This window comes from Photobacterium sp. 53610 (genome assembly GCF_036409375.1).
GTDB lineage: Bacteria > Pseudomonadota > Gammaproteobacteria > Enterobacterales > Vibrionaceae > Photobacterium.
The window spans coordinates 480,129-495,189 of the sequence record NZ_JAXOFS010000001.1; the positions used below are offsets into that span (position 1 = coordinate 480,129).

Sequence of the window (15,061 nt, forward strand, 5' to 3'; positions counted from 1 at the left end):
TTCCCTTTTCGCATAACGCCAATCATTCTTCTCCTGTTATGCAATATCAAGCCTTCACCCGTTGTGAAGGCTTTCTTTTTCCCATTTCAAATACAGAAATTCACAGCAGCTGACACATAATCAATACATGGATGATTTTCGGGATTCTTGCTGTTGTGATACCACCAGAACGCGATATTTCAGGCATTGTCAGTCTGGACAGTAAAGATTATTCCTCCGGTGAAAACCGCATGCGGGCTGTCGGCGGAGAAGCGGGCATCGGTTTGCTTGCTGATGCATTTTGCAATGCATTGGATGCAATTTCGGAAGCGAGCGGTATCCGTCAGAAATATCCTGAAGATCTGTCAGAGTTCCGGGCCTCTCTTGTTTCTTTTTTCACGATCTGGATGACCGGAGAAACGCCGTTATACAGTAAAGCAAACGGCCGGCGCTATCTGTCGGCGAACCCCAAACGACTCCGTCTGAACGGCGCAGAAAAGCAAGCCTGGCTTGATTGCATGCAGTATGCACTGGATGCTCAACCTTATGATGAAGTGTTTAAACGTTATGTCATGGTGCAACTGACACTGGCTGCAGAAATGACACGACTTCCATCATACTAAAGTGTGACGCCGGAAATTTTTAGACTTCATTTTCTCGGGCGAATACTTTTGGGTGAAAAACTGTTGGTTAATTTTGGTCTGCTTCTTGCTTTTTATTACCCATGTAAAGGTGGTTTGCGCAGGGGATAAAAGCATGGAATTGTTGATTAAGTTAACATTAGCTGCATCGTGTTGTTTTGCAGTCTCGGCCAGTGCAGCTGAGATTAACCTGGCAGCACCCGGGACGGAGCAGGCTGTTCTGAACATGGGGAGTCAGGGTAACAGCTATGTTACTGTTTACCAGCAAACCGGGGCCGGCTCAGGTCATTTAGGATCTTTCCTGCGTATTCAGGAAAGCGGAAATGGCAACGGGAACGGAAACAGCAACGGAGATGGCAACGGTATTCAGGAAGGATTTAATACCAGCACCACGGATCCTTACATGATGGATCAGCACCCCTCAGGAAATTTTACACGTGATGTACTGTTTTCTGAGCTTCAGTCCGCTTACGGGTTTTATGCTTTCATTCTGGATGTTGATGAAACAGGAAATGACAACGAAATCGTGCTGACGAATTTGATGCTCTTTTCGACCAGTACACCAAGCCAGAATGTGGACGACATCAGTCACCTGCAAGACAAGACGTTATTGTGGAGTCTGGACTGGAGTGATAGTGGTACGTTTCAGGATAATTCAATCCGTCTGGATGCAAGGAAGAACAATAACGGGCCGGGGAGCGGTGCAACGGACATAGCATTTTTCATCAATGATGATTATCTGTCATCCATCCCTGACGGGCAGAACAACTTTGTTCTGTATGCGAGTTTTGATGAGTTTGATTCCGGATATGAAGAATGGGCACATAGCACCGTGTACTTTGATGAACCGCCTACATGGGTCTCAGAGCCTTCCGGAATGGCGATGCTGGGCTTTGGTCTGCTCTCCGTGGCAGCCTGCGTCCGCAGACGCCGGGTGAAGGTGTGCGAAGGACGCTGAACTGAATGTTCAAAGGGAGCCGAGGCTCCCTTTTTTCATCGTGTTCATCCATTCAGTACGTTGCAGCATCCTGAGGTGACTTAAACAGATCTTCAATGGCCTGAATGGCGGCTTCGACCCATTCCTGCAAGGTTTCAGTTTCCGGAAAACCTGGCTTAATCGCGTTCAAATATCTGCAGAAACACATAAATTTGCACCTCCTCAGTAATTGTAGACCCGTCAACGGTAAGCTTCATTCTGCTGTTCAGCACGGCATTGATATCAATTCCATTATGGAATGAGTTTATATCTCAGCTTTCGCTGTTATCCGTAGCTGAAGGCTGTTACTTTTCTCGCCTGATGTAAGTGTTTGGTTTCAGGGAGAAGTATGGACATATCATTAGACATTCTGGCGCTGCTGTTTTTTGTAGCCGGACTGGCCGGATTTATTGACGCGATCGCTGGCGGCGGGGGACTGCTCACGATGCCAGCACTGCTGGCCGCCGGGATTCCGCCGACTCAGGCACTGGCGACCAATAAACTGCAAAGCTCATTTGGCAGTTTTTCGGCCACTTATTATTTTGTCCGGCACGGAATGGTGAATTTAAGACAAATGGGGCTGGCGATTGCCTGTACCTTTGCGGGGTCAGCGGTCGGTGCAGAATGGGTTCAGCAGATTGATGCCAGTGTGCTGACCATGATGATCCCGGTTCTGCTGATTGCCATCTCACTCTACTTTCTGCTGGCGCCGCAGGCCAGTATTCATGGCGGAAAGGCCCGGATATCTGACAACCTGTTTGCGTTTACCGTGGGAACGGGCATCGGATTTTATGACGGCTTCTTTGGTCCCGGCACCGGTTCATTATTTACCATTTGCTTTGTGACGCTGGCGGGGCTTGGTATTGTGGAAGCAACGGCACGAACCAAAGTCCTCAATTTCACCTCGAACATTGCCGCGTTGCTGTTTTTTGTTCTGGCCGGGCTGCCGGTCTGGAAAGTGGGTCTGGTGATGGCGGTGGGCGGATTTATGGGAGCGCGGCTCGGTGCCAAAGTAGTCGTCAGCAGGGGGCGGAAGCTGATTCGTCCGATGGTGGTGACGATGTCGATGCTGATGGCTGCAAAGCTGCTCTGGGAACAAAATCCGCAATGGTTTCAATAAGAGTTCTGACCCGTTCTGCGCGGTAACTGTGCTGGCGGTAGCAGAGATAAATCGGGCGGATTAAATCATCCAGAAAGGCAAAGTGCTGGCAATTTTCAGGTGGAATGGCCAGGGTCTGAACCACAGAGAAGGGCACCAGGGCCGGTGCGGTGCCAGCCAGAGCCAGCTTGGCTGCGGCGGTGTAAGAGTCCATTTCCATCAGTGGCTTGATACCGGCCTGCTGCAGTAATCCGGCCTGATACGCATTGGCCGGATTACTGAGATCATTGGTCAGCAGGGCGGCGGGCGGCTCAGCGAGATGCCGGTCGTACACAACGGTAAAGGGCTCATTCATCAGGTGGATGAGCTGAAGACCATGCTGGCCCGGCATGTGTCCGGCACAAAAACCCAGAGTCGCATCCCCGGACTGCACCCGTTCGACGATCACGGGGGTGTGATGCGTACTGATCACGATATAGGGATCGGTTTTCAGGTATTTCCCCATGAAAGGGGCCAGATAGCCGGAGACCAGCGTTTCTGAACACGCCATCGTGATCGGCGTGTTATCCCGGACAGATTGCTGCTCGAAAATCCGGCCTTTCAGTTCGTTGAATCCGGGGCCAACCTGAGCCACTAATGCCTGTGCATCCGGTGTGAGTTTGATGTGGCGGCCATCGGGAACAATCAGTTTTTTTCCCAACCGTTTTTCCAGCCGGGCGATACGCTTACTGACCGCACTCTGGCTGATATACAAACGGCTGCCGGCACGGCTCATTGTGCCTTCTTTTGCAAGAACCAGCAGCGTTTCCACACCTTCAAGCAGCATCAGCGTCTCCGGATGACTCATTCATGAAAAAACGGAATGAATTCTAGCAAAGAATCGTGTGTATGCGGAACAGGAAACAAGAAACCGCCAGTCATGAGATACTGGCGGCTTGGAAAAAGGGATTAGTTGTTCGAGGTGTCGTCCGGATGGGTCTGCGTAATGCTGCCGACTTCAAGCATCGGTGCAACATCCAGATGTTCTGCATTCATCATGGCAGAGATTCGCTGGACGGAGGATAACAGCAGCGACTGCTCCCACTCATCTAACTGCTGGAAACGGGATACAAAGCTCTCCTGAAGCGGCAGAGGCGCCTTTTCCAGATGTGCTCGTCCTTCATCGGTTAAGTGGGCGTGGACTTTTCGCTTGTCCAGTGTGCTTCTTTCCCGGACGACCAGTCCGCGTTTTTCCAGACGGTCAAGAATGGTCGTCGCCGTTGCCTGACTCATATTGGTATTGTTGGAAAGCTGACGGATGGTGACTTCACCTGAATCACGAATGGCTTTCATTAATACAAGTTGCGGCCCGGTCAGTCCGGTCGACTTATTCAGTTGTCTTGAGTGCAAATCGATTGCACGAATGATTTGTCGCAGGGCGATAAGGACTTCTTCATGTTTGTCCATGTTGCTCTCCCACCTTTCTGCCGTTCGTCCATCCTGAAAGTTCAGACAGAAGCTGAAGCGGCAAATGCATGATTGATTCTTATATTAGGGTAAACAGCTGCGTGAGATTGGAGTAAACCGGCAGGTCCCTTTCGCTGATGCGAAATTCTAGCATGCCAATTGTTTAGCCTTCTATCAAAAAACGCAGTAAAAACCATGATTTGCTCGATTTTTCATCTTTGTTTAGTGCTTCTGGATGCCGATGAGCGCTTTCGCAGCTGTTTTGTACAACCGGAAGGAGCCTCTTACTGAGTTTAGGCGACTGGCAGTGAGCGATAAATTGTGACGGTTCTTTGATGTGAGTACGGGTGAATAAGCTGTCGGAAGGCCGCCGTGAAAATGAGATTTTTATGTTGTACAAAACTTCAGCGAAGCATCGTTGCATATTTCTGTTCGTACAAATTTTGTGCGTTATTTTTCAAATTGTGTCTTTCTGTTACTTGTTATTGTTGCTCATGTGAATAATAATGATTATCAATTTTAGCCTTAATTGTTTTTAAACTGATCAAGGACGACATGTCACAATGAAAAAGACGTTTGCCCTTTCTTTACTCGCGGCTTCAGTGCTGGCGACAGGCCATGCACAGGCGGCCACCAAGCAAGACGTTGTTCAACACTATGCAGATATTGCTTTTAACGTATTCAGCGATGCGCAATCGACAGCGCGCAACCTGGACCAGGCGATTGATGCTCTGATTGCAAACCCATCTGAAAAGACGCTGGCCGAGGCAAAAGCTGCCTGGAAACTGGCGCGTATCCCTTATCAGCAATCTGAGGTTTTCCGTTTCGGTAACGCCGTTGTGGATGACTGGGAAGGCCAACTGAACGCATGGCCACTTGATGAAGGCCTGATCGACTATGTCGCGCAGGGTTACCATCATGAGCTGGGTAATGAAGGCGCAACGGCAAATATCATTGCAAATGAACAGATTCAGGTTGGCAATGTGACCATCAATGCGTCACAAATTACGCCGGAGCTGCTGGCAGACATGAATGAAATTGGTGGTTCTGAAGCGAATGTCGCAACCGGATACCACGCAATTGAGTTTCTGCTGTGGGGACAGGATCTGAATGGCACCAATGCGGGTGCAGGTGAACGTGCTTACACCGACTTTATCAGCGGTGAGGGTTGTACTCACGGCAATTGTGACCGTCGCCGGACTTACCTGAAAGCCGCTTCTCAGCTGCTGATGACGGATCTGGGCTGGATGACCAAGCAATGGTCGGCAACAGAGAAAGGCAATTACCGCAGTGAGCTTCTGGCAGACAGCCCGGAAAACGGTCTGCGCAAAATGCTGTTCGGAATGGGATCTCTGTCGCTGGGCGAACTGGCCGGTGAGCGGATGAAAGTTGCGCTGGAAGCAAACTCGACTGAAGATGAGCACGATTGTTTCTCAGACAATACCCATAATTCTCATTTCTACGATGAGCAGGGTATCTACAACATCTACACCGGTACTTACAAGCGTGTTGATGGCAGCACCTTGTCCGGTCCGAGCATCCATGACCTGGTTGCTGAGAAAGATCCAAAAGCGGCGAAAGCCATCCATGCTGAATTTGACCAGACGCGTGCACAGGTTTATGCCCTGGTTGAAGCAGCAGAGAAAAATAACCAGCATTTTGACCAGCTGATTGCAGCAGGCAACAAAGCCGGGAATAAGCTTGTGAATGACGCCATTATGGCACTGGTAAAACAGACGGCAGAAATTGAACGTGCCGCTGGTATTCTGGGTGTCACAAGCCTGAATCCGGATACTGCGGATCACCAGTTTTAATTCGTGATGACGTCAAAAAATTATAAATAAAGAGAAGGGCTCAGTTGAGCCCTTTTGTCGTCATTGTTCATCAGAAAAACTATGAAAAAATGTGAGTATCAACAATGAATTTGAGGACTTTTGCAGCCAGGATTGCTGTGCTTTCTCTGCCGCTGACGTTTCCGGCTTTTGCCCAGACCGCTGATGCCTTAACAACTGAATCTGCCCTGATGAAATCAGGTGGAGAGACCAGTGTGAATAAGGCCGGCGCGAACGCATTTTCAATGCCGGCGGCTAACCTGCCGTTGGTGAACCGTCTGGATTTCAGTGTCGGCAACAGTTTTTTCAGAAACCCATGGGTTCAGGCGCCTGCGACGACGGATGCCCGTGATGGTCTGGGGCCGTTGTTTAACACCAATGGCTGCCAGAATTGCCACATTAAAGATGGTCGCGGCCATCCGCCTGAAGCCGGTGACAAGAACAGTGTGTCTATGCTGGTGCGCCTGAGTATTCCGGCGATGACCCCGGAACAGAAGAAATCCCTGATTATGGATGGCGTGGTGCCTGATCCGGTTTACGGCGGACAACTTCAGGACTTTGCACTGCCGGATGCCAAACCAGAAGGGCAGGTAAAGGTGATTTACACCGATGTCCCGGTGATTTTTGCTGACGGTGAAGTGGTGACTCTGCGCAAGCCGAAGCTGGCCATCACCGATTTAAATTATGGTGAGATGCACCCGGATATCATGATGTCTGCCCGTGTCGCACCACCGATGATCGGACTGGGATTGCTGGAGCAGATTCCTGAGCAGACACTGGAATCTCTGGCAGCAGCACAGCTGAAAGAAGATCAAGGCGTCTCCGGCCGGTTGAATCGTGTCTGGGATGTTGAGAAACAACAGACCGTTGCAGGCCGTTTTGGATGGAAAGCCGGTCAGCCAACCCTGAAACAGCAGGATGCCGGTGCTTTCAACGGGGATATGGGGCTGACCAGCAGTCTCTTCCCGGTTGAAAATTGCACCAGCGGACAAACCGCCTGCCAGACGTTACCAAGCGGTGGCGAACCGGAAGTCAGTGATAAGATTCTGAACTTTGTTGAGTTTTATTCCCGCCATCTGGGTGTGCCGATCCGACGCAATCTGGCCGACCCTCAGGTGCAGCGCGGTGAGCACCTGTTTGCGGAGAGTGGTTGTGGTTCCTGCCACCAGAGTCAGCTGAAGACTGCGAAAGTAGACAGCCTGCCTGCACTTTCAGAGCAAACCATTCATCCGTATACAGACTTACTGCTGCATGATATGGGCGAAGGACTGGCGGATCACCGGGATGAGTTCCTGGCGAATGGCCGTGAATGGCGTACCGCACCGCTGTGGGGCATTGGTTACACAGAAGAAGTGAACGGTCACACTTATTTCCTGCATGACGGCCGTGCGCGGAACATGATGGAAGCTGTCCTCTGGCATGGCGGAGAAGCCGAGCGAAGCCGTGCGCAGGTTCTGCAAATGAACAAACAAGATCGTGAAGCGCTGATGGCCTTCCTGCACTCACTGTAAGGACAATCGCATGAAAAAATCGATAATTGCGCTCAGTCTGCTGCCAGTCCTTTCCGGGCTGGCTGGGTGTAACGACAAACAAGCCTCAGTGACAGCGGCGATTCACCAGCAACATCAGCAAGCTGCGGCTGCAGTTTATGCCGCCTCTAAAGGGCTTGAAAGTGCCGTGACAACGATGTGTGCCTCACCTTCAGAAGAGACGCTTGAGGCCAGCCGCTCTGCATGGCAGACGCTGATGCAGGACTGGATGGTCTTGCAGGGGCGGGAAAAAGGCAGTGAAGAGGCATTGTCTCTGTCCTGGCAGATTCAGTTCTGGCCGGACAAAAAAGACATCACGGGCCGTAAAATGGAGCAGTTGCTGGCACAGCAGAAAAACTGGACTGCCCGTGAACTGGCGGATCAAAGCGTGGCTGTGCAGGGTGTCGGCGCGATGGAATGGCTGCTGTATGGCAACCCGGAGCGTTTGAACCAGCCTTACGGCTGTGAGCTTGCCACAGCGATTGGCCAACGGCTGATGCAAAGCGGTGACGCGCTGGAACGTGCCTGGAAGGACAACCCGTGGCAGGCAATGACGCCGCAACTGGCGTTGGGGGAATATTTAGGCGCCCTGACAAACCAGCTTGATTTTGCTATGAAGAAACTGACGCTGCCGATGGGGAAACCGGGTCATCCGCGTCCATACCAGGCGGAATCGTGGCGCTCTCAGACCTCACTGGCCAACCTGAAGGCGAATGTTCAAGCCATGCAGGCGCTGTACCTTGCCGAAGGCAATGGTCTGGATGCATTGCTGCGTGCGAAAGGCGAAACAGCGATGGCTGAACGGCTGACGGACAAATTCAGGAATGTCCTGGCAGACTGGCCACAGAGTCCGGGTATGGGGGCGATGCTGAAATCAAAGGACGGATATCGTGAGCTGATCAGTCTTTACAATGATCTGGAGTCCATCCGTTTCACGCTTCATGATGAAGTCTCGCAGGCGTTGGGAATTGTAGTAGGGTTTAATGCAACCGATGGTGACTGATTTAACACGACGTGCGCTTCTGAAAAAAGCGCTTGGTACGGCGATTCTGCTGCCGACGGCTGGCGTGCTGTCGGCCTGTGTTTCAGCAGAAGCTGATGAAAGTCTGTCTGTGGCACAAGGTGATCGCATTATTGGCTGCAGCCGGACACCAGACGGCCGGTTTGCGGTGGTCGTGGCTGACACGCACGGCCGACCGCTGCATCAGATTGCTTTGCCGGAGCGCGGGCATGGCGTCGCCATTCAGCCGGGCGGTGAGCTGGCGGTTGCGTTTGCAAGGCGTCCCGGCAGCTATATGCAGGCTTTCAATCCCAACACCGGCGTGGCATTACCACTGCGACGCGCGGATCAAGGCAGGCATTACTATGGCCACGGGGCGTTTTCGGCGGATGGCCGCTATCTGTTTACCACTGAAGGGATCAGAGCAACCAGCGAGGGCGTCATCGGTGTTTACGATGCCTCAGCCGGTTTAAAGAAAGTCGCGGAATACACGGGGTTTGGCATCGGACCACATGAGGTGGTGCTTGCTGACGCTCGTACTCTGGCTGTTGGTGTCGGTGGTGTGCATACCCATGGACGTGAACCGCTGAATCTGGAGACCATGCAACCAGCGCTGGTGTATCTGGATATCCGGACCGGGGAAGTGCTGGAAAAAGCGGTTCTGGCGGATAAGCGGCTCAGCATCCGGCATCTGTCTGTGACGGATACCGGTGAAATTGCCTGCGGACAACAATACCGGGGCCAGCCAGAACAGGCTGCGCCGCTGGTTCATCTTCACCGTCGTGGCGGGGCTCTCCGGCCCTTACTGGCTGAAGACGAGGAATGGCTGCATTTCAATCACTACATCGCCAGCATTGCCAGTCTGGACGGTTATCTGCTGGCGACCTCGCCACGCGGAAACTGTTACGGGATCTGGCACGAAGCCAGTGGTGAGCTGGTCGATTTGCGACCGCTCACGGACGCATCCGGTGTCGCTGTCAGCGAGGGACAATGGGTGGTGGGCTCCGGGGCCGGTAAGATCCTGACCCGTGGCCCTGAAAATGCCGGGCAGATTGCTCAGTCTGCTGTGATGTGGGATAACCACTGGAATCTGCTGCTCAGTTGAAACTTTGAAACAACTGACCCTCCGCACTTCTCGCTACTTTTATTAACAGAACGAAACAGTTTTGACTTACCGCTTGCTTCAGGCGGTAAGTGTTTCGCTTTGCCATAATAATAATGTCGGAATCGGAGAGCACACATGACGAGGCTAGGTCGTTTTGGGCTTCTTCTGCTCGTGGGCAGCGTTTCACTCCCTCTGCAGTCCCGGGAAAGTCAGCAGACAGATCCGGGTGAGCCTGCTGATGGTATGGTTGTGGCAACGGTAGCCTCCGTTGCTGAGCAGGCAGTGCCTGCAGATCCTGCCATTCCTCCAGCCGTGCCGGCTGAGGCAGAACCGGCACTCACTCCGGAACAGATTCAGGCTGAGGCTCAGGCCGCAGAACTGGCGAAAGTCCGCCAGAAGTCGCTTGCCTGGGTGAACGAAGTCTCCGGCCAGCTACCCGGGTTGCGGTACCGGGAGCAACTGGCGCAGGTCTACCATGGTCTGGGTTATGTCCCGCTCTGGCAGGACAGCTTTACGGTCACCGAGTTTGAAAAGCAGCTCTGGTTTCTCACGCTGGCTCAGGTCAGTCCGGATTTTGAGCACCGGCTGCGTCAGCTCAGGCACCTCAAACAGACAAACGACTGGCGGCAATACGATTTGCTGGCAACAGACACTTTGCTGGCTTATCTGAGTTTCATCGAAAACGTACGTGACAGCCGCACGCACTGGCTGTTTGGTGAAACGGTCCCACCCCAAATTCCTGCTCCGTCTGAACAGACCATGACCACGCTGATGAGCATCCTCGAGCGTGATCAGCTGAATGCTTTCGTGCTGTCTCTGAAGCCCGCCGGTAAACAATATCACCAGCTGATGCAGGCTATACGCCGGATGGAAAGTCTGGCTGAGCAGCCCTGGCCCGTTTACAGTGAGCGGCGGATTATCCGGCTGGGTGCCCGGCTCCGGAACCCCGATGCTCTGATTACGATTCTGGAGCGTCTGGGAGATTTAACCCCGTATCAGGCCGAACAGCTCAGGGCATCAGGCAAGAAGCATTACAACGTGGATCTGGTGCAGGCGGTGAAACACTTTCAACTGCGCCACGGTCTGAAAGCGGACGGTGCCATCGGCCCTCAGACAAGTGCCTGGCTGGTTGTGACACCTCAACAGCGTATTCGTCTGCTGGCAATCAATGCACAACGCAGCAGAGCGTGGATGTCCGATTATCCGTCCCAGCTGGTGGTGAATATTCCGGGATTTGCGCTGAAACTGCGGCTGGATAATCAGCAGGTCTTTGATGCCAGAGTGATTGTCGGCCAGCCCAAACGGCCGACTCCTGTGATGAGTTCACGCATCGCTTCCGTGGTCTTTAATCCGTACTGGAATGTACCCAACTCCATTCTGAGGAAGGACATACTCCCCAAAGTCCGTTATGACGAGGGCTATCTGTACCGTCATCATTATGATGTGCTGCGTGGCTGGAACAGTAACGAAAAGATTCCGATCAGCAGTATTAACTGGCGTTATGTCTCCGCCAAAAACTTCCCGTACCGCTTACGCCAGCAACCTGGAGCTCACAATGCGCTGGGACGTTTCAAGTTCAATATCCCCAATAACAAGTCGATCTATCTGCACGATACGCCGTCTAAAAACCTGTTCAATAAAGATGTCCGGGCATTCAGCTCAGGTTGCATCCGTGTCCAGGGCGCCGACGAACTTGCCAAAATGCTGCTGACCTATGCCGGTGTCTCGGAAGAACGGTTTGCGCAGCTTGCGGGCAGACAATCGACCAGAACGATTGGTGTGAAACCCCGAATTGAAGTTCACCTTATCTATCAGACGGCCTGGGTGGATGAGCAGGGGCTGGTGAACTACCGGGATGATGTTTACCGTTATGATGACCAGAGCAAAAATTCACCAGACTCAGAAAAACTTGCATCCGTTTACAAAAACTAAATTCCTTATTCGTCAATAGGTAGTCAAAATTACGTCTTTTCAATGTCTGTTTTTTTGACATCTGTGCGTTGACTCAAAGAAAACACACGGCTATCTTGCTGTCGTTTACGGGCTTGCGCGCCTGTTTTTTGTTTGTGTTTTCCAGTTGAGTTTTTTCAGGATGTCAGAAGTAGATAATAAGCGTCGTCAGTTCCTGATCGCGAGCGGGCTGACCTTAGGCGCCCTGGCGTTGCCTCAGATTGCTGTGGCAAGCCCATACCGGGCCAAGAGCCCCCGAGAGCTGTATCTTTGCAACATTCACACCAAGGAAGAAGTGGAAACCCGCTACTTTGACGGGAAGTTCTACCTCGACCGTGAACTGAAACGCCTGAATCATATCTGCCGTGATTACCGTCAGAATGAAATCGCTCCGATGGATCGACGTCTGTTCGATGCACTTTCTCAGATTCGGGAAGAACTGGGACACAATGGCCAGGTTCGGATTATCTCTGGCTACCGCTCTGCCAAAACCAACCAGATGCTGCGAAACACGACCAAAGGTGTAGCGAAGAAAAGCTACCACATGACCGGCCAGGCGATCGATTTTAACCTTGAAGGGGTTTCACTGTCCCGTGTGCGCAGTGTGGCCTTGGATCTGAAACTGGGTGGGGTGGGCTATTATCCCCGCAGTGGTTTTGTCCATATTGATACCGGTCCGGTTCGTCGCTGGTAAATCAGACTGAAATCGCTTGCATTGTGTTGAACCCGGGATCGGATGAAGTGTGTTATGCTGACGCCGTTTTGGAACAGTTAGGACAAGTTTATGAGTCTGCAGTTTGAAATCGTGCCAGTGACCCCTTTCCAGCAGAATTGCTCCATTCTGTGGTGTGATCAGACGATGGAAGGTGTTGTCGTCGATCCCGGCGGCGATATCGAGCGTATCACTGCACGGATTGATGCATTAGGGATCCGGGTTGTGAAAATCGTACTGACCCATGGTCATCTGGACCATGTCGGCGGGACTGAGCCGCTGGCGCGTCAGCTGGATGTGCCGGTCTGGGGACCTCATCAGGACGATGCATTCTGGCTTGATGCCCTCCTGCAGCAATGTCAGATGTTCGGTTTCCCGCCGGTGACGCAATTTCAGCCGGATCGCTGGCTGGCGGAAGGGGACAGTATTGCTTTCGGCCAACAGAAACTGGACGTGTACCACACGCCGGGTCATACGCCGGGTCACGTGGTTCTGCACAGCACGGAAGCACAGCTCGCGGCTGTCGGTGATGTGTTATTTAACGGCAGCATCGGCCGGACAGATTTTCCCCGCGGTGACCACAGAACACTGATTGCCTCAATCAAAAACAAACTATGGCCATTGGGGAATGAAACCCGTTTTATTCCCGGACACGGCCCGATGTCTACCTTCGGTGAAGAACGTGCCAGCAATCCGCATGTCGCGGATCAAATGCCACTGTACTGATTCGTCTATCTGGACTGCGCCAGAAAACGACGGGCCAGCCCGATGAAATCATCGGCTGGTCTGTCGAGTAAATCTTCCGAAATAAAGAAATCAAACCCCATCAGTTCACGGTTGTAACGCATCCGGTTTGCCAGCATGGCAAGCAACCCTTTGTTTACTTTCCCGTTTTCGCCCACAAAGTGTTTATCATCGAACAGCATGTCTTCAATTTCATGGGGTGGACTGTCTGCACGCTTGTAAGCCATGATCAGCAGCCCGCGCTGTTCCATCAGAATCTGGCTGGCGATGCGGGGACAGATACTGTCCAGAAAGTCATCGTAATGCTTCAGCCGCACGCCAATCCAGGGTAGAGGCTGATACCAGCCCTCGTAGCCGACAGAAGCACGGCCAATCTCAGCCACATCCTGCCATTTGGTGATCCATCCCCCCTGCGGACTGTGATACTGAAGATGCATGAAAGTGAGCGTGAAACCTACAGGTGGCTGCCGGTTCAGCCGGATGCCAATCCCCAGCAGGCAGAGCAGCCCGAACAGGAGGAGGGCAACTGCAGCGCCATTGATGTCGGGAAAAAGAAAGACGGTCACGCCCAGACCCAGGATGGCCAGCAGGCTCAGCCAGATCAGGTAAGCACCGGGTTTGGGATGTCGGGGCAGAATATAGACCGTGTTCAAAATCACTCCGGGACAGCGCAAAAAATCAACAAGCTTACTTGAGTAAGTATGGCAAATTTACAGCAGATCCATCAGCACCTGTAACGTGCATTTCTGATGTCAAACCTTTGACAGCTTCATTTTGATTTACAGGGAGTTAGTGTGCATGAAATGTACTTTTTATGCCATAAATGGCATGTCCGTAAAAAAGATAAAAATGAGATCTTGTCGCTTAAAATCCCTTAAATCTGGCTTTTATCGTGCTTAAAATAGCCGTTTGCTGGCATTTCGTTGACATACTTGGTATAACACGCGCTACTTTTTTCCCGCTGGACATCCAAACTGGCGACTGAAAGTAGTACAACGGAGTAGGAAGTTAATGAGAATCTCTCACAAACGTAAAGTACAGCTGAAACTGCAAAAACGCATTAAAGCAGCCACTGCAGTTGCTCAAAAACCTGTCACCAAAGCAGCGGTGAAAAAGGCAGCCCCAGCTAAAGTGGCAGCGGCAAAGCCTCAGGTTGAAGAGAAGCAAGCGGCACCAGCGGCTCAAGTCGCTACCTCAGTCTCTCTGACACCAAAACAGCAACAGGTGCTGGATATCGTGGCTAAGAATGCTGAAGGCATTAACCCGAAAAGCATCGGCCTTGAAGCCGGTCAGGAAGACAGCAAAGCCGCTTCCTGGGCAACAGGTGCATTGAAAAAGCTGGTTGAAGAAAACCTCGTTGAGCGTCTTCAATTGGCTGGCAATAAAGTCGTATATAAAGCGCTATAATTGTCCTGTCCCGTTCCTGAGACGCTTCAGGAGCGGGTATCTTCATCTCTCTTCCTTTCAACTGTTTATCCTTTCTTTTTCTGTGCTCCCGTCTTTATTATTTCTGCCGTTGTTGGCTGATTTTATTGTGTAATTTCGTTTTGTTCTGACGAAGTAATGTGACTCTGCTATACCTTATATGAGGATCGGGTTATTCACGGATGCAGGCACTCACAGACGAGGTGATATGACGATGATCAGTGCTCGAGAGTTTTCAGAATGGCTCAGAAGCCGTTTTGCCGAGGATGAACAGGGTGTGTGCTTAACACGTGAGGATATTAACCAGCTGACAGGCCGCCAGAGCTTTTCACTGGGTTTTGTTCACGATATTCATTATGAGCTGATGCCATACGGCATGGCATTCGTGACAGACACGTCACGGGAAAATTTCTATCTCGTTCATATTTCGAAACGTTCCTGGCGTGAACAGCTGGAACAACAGTACGAACGGGAACTGTTCTGTAATGTGCTGCCTTTGGATAAATCGGGCTGACAGCCTTCAGGCATCGCAGAATAACTTCAGGCATTGCAGAAGAATCAGGAACAAACCATCAGGACCAATATAACGAAGGGGCGCACATGGCGCCCCTTCTGATATTCAG

At 51.8% G+C, this 15,061-nt stretch carries 16 protein-coding genes; 12 read left to right on the forward strand and 4 right to left on the reverse strand.

The annotated features are described in order from the left end of the window. The first annotated feature begins 155 nt into the window (after positions 1-155). Positions 156-602, forward strand: coding sequence for a globin domain-containing protein (locus SPK40_RS02230; protein WP_248140618.1), 447 nt, complete (start codon positions 156-158; stop codon positions 600-602). A 133-nt stretch (positions 603-735) separates the two neighbouring features. Then, the gene (locus SPK40_RS02235; protein ID WP_330959269.1) at positions 736-1,578 is read left to right on the forward strand and encodes a hypothetical protein; all 843 of its coding nucleotides are present in this window, start codon (positions 736-738) and stop codon (positions 1,576-1,578) included. Between the two features lie 52 nt (positions 1,579-1,630). Here SPK40_RS02235 and SPK40_RS02240 read toward each other — a convergent pair whose 3' ends face one another. Next, a complete protein-coding gene (locus SPK40_RS02240) occupies positions 1,631-1,765 on the reverse strand; it encodes a hypothetical protein (protein WP_330959270.1) in 135 nt (44 codons plus the stop codon). Between the two features lie 180 nt (positions 1,766-1,945). Here SPK40_RS02240 and SPK40_RS02245 point away from each other — a divergent pair, with 180 nt between their 5' ends. Next, positions 1,946-2,716 (forward strand): TSUP family transporter, encoded by a 771-nt coding sequence (locus tag SPK40_RS02245; protein WP_248140616.1) that lies wholly within the window; start codon positions 1,946-1,948, stop codon positions 2,714-2,716. Here the strand turns inward: SPK40_RS02245 and SPK40_RS02250 are convergent. Together SPK40_RS02250 and SPK40_RS02255 are read right to left on the reverse strand one after the other, a co-directional pair. After that, positions 2,616-3,521, reverse strand: a complete 906-nt coding sequence (locus tag SPK40_RS02250; protein ID WP_330959271.1) for a LysR family transcriptional regulator — start codon at positions 3,519-3,521, stop codon at positions 2,616-2,618. The genes SPK40_RS02245 and SPK40_RS02250 overlap by 101 nt on opposite strands. A 122-nt stretch (positions 3,522-3,643) precedes the next feature. Next, positions 3,644-4,141, reverse strand: a complete 498-nt coding sequence (locus SPK40_RS02255; RefSeq protein ID WP_248140614.1) for a MarR family winged helix-turn-helix transcriptional regulator — start codon at positions 4,139-4,141, stop codon at positions 3,644-3,646. 563 nt (positions 4,142-4,704) lie between these two features. On the opposite strand from SPK40_RS02255, the gene SPK40_RS02260 reads away from it, so the two are divergent. The 7 genes from SPK40_RS02260 (at position 4,705) to SPK40_RS02290 (ending at position 12,995) form a co-directional block, all read left to right on the forward strand. After that, positions 4,705-5,955, forward strand: a complete 1,251-nt coding sequence (locus SPK40_RS02260; protein WP_330959272.1) for an imelysin family protein — start codon at positions 4,705-4,707, stop codon at positions 5,953-5,955. Positions 5,956-6,059: 104 nt separating this feature from the next. Beyond that, positions 6,060-7,484 carry a di-heme oxidoreductase family protein gene (locus SPK40_RS02265; protein ID WP_442957539.1) on the forward strand — a complete coding sequence of 475 codons (1,425 nt, stop codon included), beginning with the start codon at positions 6,060-6,062 and terminating at the stop codon, positions 7,482-7,484. Positions 7,485-7,494: 10 nt separating this feature from the next. Next, positions 7,495-8,505 (forward strand): imelysin family protein, encoded by a 1,011-nt coding sequence (locus SPK40_RS02270; protein ID WP_330959273.1) that lies wholly within the window; start codon positions 7,495-7,497, stop codon positions 8,503-8,505. Further along, positions 8,486-9,607: a DUF1513 domain-containing protein gene (locus SPK40_RS02275; protein ID WP_330959274.1), complete on the forward strand. Its 1,122-nt coding sequence runs from the start codon at positions 8,486-8,488 to the stop codon at positions 9,605-9,607. The genes SPK40_RS02270 and SPK40_RS02275 overlap by 20 nt, the downstream gene beginning before the upstream one ends. Positions 9,608-9,742: 135 nt before the next feature. Further along, positions 9,743-11,539 carry a L,D-transpeptidase family protein gene (locus SPK40_RS02280; RefSeq protein WP_330959275.1) on the forward strand — a complete coding sequence of 599 codons (1,797 nt, stop codon included), beginning with the start codon at positions 9,743-9,745 and terminating at the stop codon, positions 11,537-11,539. 160 nt (positions 11,540-11,699) lie between these two features. Further along, entirely contained in the window at positions 11,700-12,251 is a 552-nt protein-coding gene (locus SPK40_RS02285; protein WP_248140609.1) for a YcbK family protein, read from the forward strand. A gap of 90 nt (positions 12,252-12,341) precedes the next feature. Continuing rightward, positions 12,342-12,995, forward strand: coding sequence for an MBL fold metallo-hydrolase (locus SPK40_RS02290; protein WP_248140608.1), 654 nt, complete (start codon positions 12,342-12,344; stop codon positions 12,993-12,995). Between the two features lie 5 nt (positions 12,996-13,000). On the opposite strand, the gene SPK40_RS02295 is transcribed toward SPK40_RS02290, so the two are convergent. Continuing rightward, positions 13,001-13,672 (reverse strand): DUF2982 domain-containing protein, encoded by a 672-nt coding sequence (locus SPK40_RS02295; RefSeq protein WP_248140607.1) that lies wholly within the window; start codon positions 13,670-13,672, stop codon positions 13,001-13,003. Positions 13,673-14,024: 352 nt separating this feature from the next. On the opposite strand from SPK40_RS02295, the gene SPK40_RS02300 reads away from it, so the two are divergent. Further along, positions 14,025-14,420 (forward strand): MarR family transcriptional regulator, encoded by a 396-nt coding sequence (locus tag SPK40_RS02300; protein ID WP_248140606.1) that lies wholly within the window; start codon positions 14,025-14,027, stop codon positions 14,418-14,420. A gap of 226 nt (positions 14,421-14,646) precedes the next feature. Beyond that, positions 14,647-14,952 carry a hypothetical protein gene (locus tag SPK40_RS02305; protein WP_036751706.1) on the forward strand — a complete coding sequence of 102 codons (306 nt, stop codon included), beginning with the start codon at positions 14,647-14,649 and terminating at the stop codon, positions 14,950-14,952. Positions 14,953-15,061 lie beyond the last annotated feature (109 nt).

What these genes read in the sequence shown, in the direction of transcription:
- SPK40_RS02235 (WP_330959269.1), top strand. Translation starts at nt 736, where the DNA reads ATGGAATTGTTGATTAAGTTAACATTAGCTGCATCGTGTTGTTTTGCA.
- SPK40_RS02240 (WP_330959270.1), bottom strand. Translation starts at nt 1,765, where the DNA reads ATGTGTTTCTGCAGATATTTGAACGCGATTAAGCCAGGTTTTCCGGAA.
- SPK40_RS02245 (WP_248140616.1), top strand. Translation starts at nt 1,946, where the DNA reads ATGGACATATCATTAGACATTCTGGCGCTGCTGTTTTTTGTAGCCGGA.
- SPK40_RS02250 (WP_330959271.1), bottom strand. Translation starts at nt 3,521, where the DNA reads ATGCTGCTTGAAGGTGTGGAAACGCTGCTGGTTCTTGCAAAAGAAGGC.
- SPK40_RS02255 (WP_248140614.1), bottom strand. Translation starts at nt 4,141, where the DNA reads ATGGACAAACATGAAGAAGTCCTTATCGCCCTGCGACAAATCATTCGT.
- SPK40_RS02260 (WP_330959272.1), top strand. Translation starts at nt 4,705, where the DNA reads ATGAAAAAGACGTTTGCCCTTTCTTTACTCGCGGCTTCAGTGCTGGCG.
- SPK40_RS02265 (WP_442957539.1), top strand. Translation starts at nt 6,060, where the DNA reads ATGAATTTGAGGACTTTTGCAGCCAGGATTGCTGTGCTTTCTCTGCCG.
- SPK40_RS02270 (WP_330959273.1), top strand. Translation starts at nt 7,495, where the DNA reads ATGAAAAAATCGATAATTGCGCTCAGTCTGCTGCCAGTCCTTTCCGGG.
- SPK40_RS02275 (WP_330959274.1), top strand. Translation starts at nt 8,486, where the DNA reads ATGCAACCGATGGTGACTGATTTAACACGACGTGCGCTTCTGAAAAAA.
- SPK40_RS02280 (WP_330959275.1), top strand. Translation starts at nt 9,743, where the DNA reads ATGACGAGGCTAGGTCGTTTTGGGCTTCTTCTGCTCGTGGGCAGCGTT.
- SPK40_RS02285 (WP_248140609.1), top strand. Translation starts at nt 11,700, where the DNA reads ATGTCAGAAGTAGATAATAAGCGTCGTCAGTTCCTGATCGCGAGCGGG.
- SPK40_RS02290 (WP_248140608.1), top strand. Translation starts at nt 12,342, where the DNA reads ATGAGTCTGCAGTTTGAAATCGTGCCAGTGACCCCTTTCCAGCAGAAT.
- SPK40_RS02300 (WP_248140606.1), top strand. Translation starts at nt 14,025, where the DNA reads ATGAGAATCTCTCACAAACGTAAAGTACAGCTGAAACTGCAAAAACGC.
- SPK40_RS02305 (WP_036751706.1), top strand. Translation starts at nt 14,647, where the DNA reads ATGACGATGATCAGTGCTCGAGAGTTTTCAGAATGGCTCAGAAGCCGT.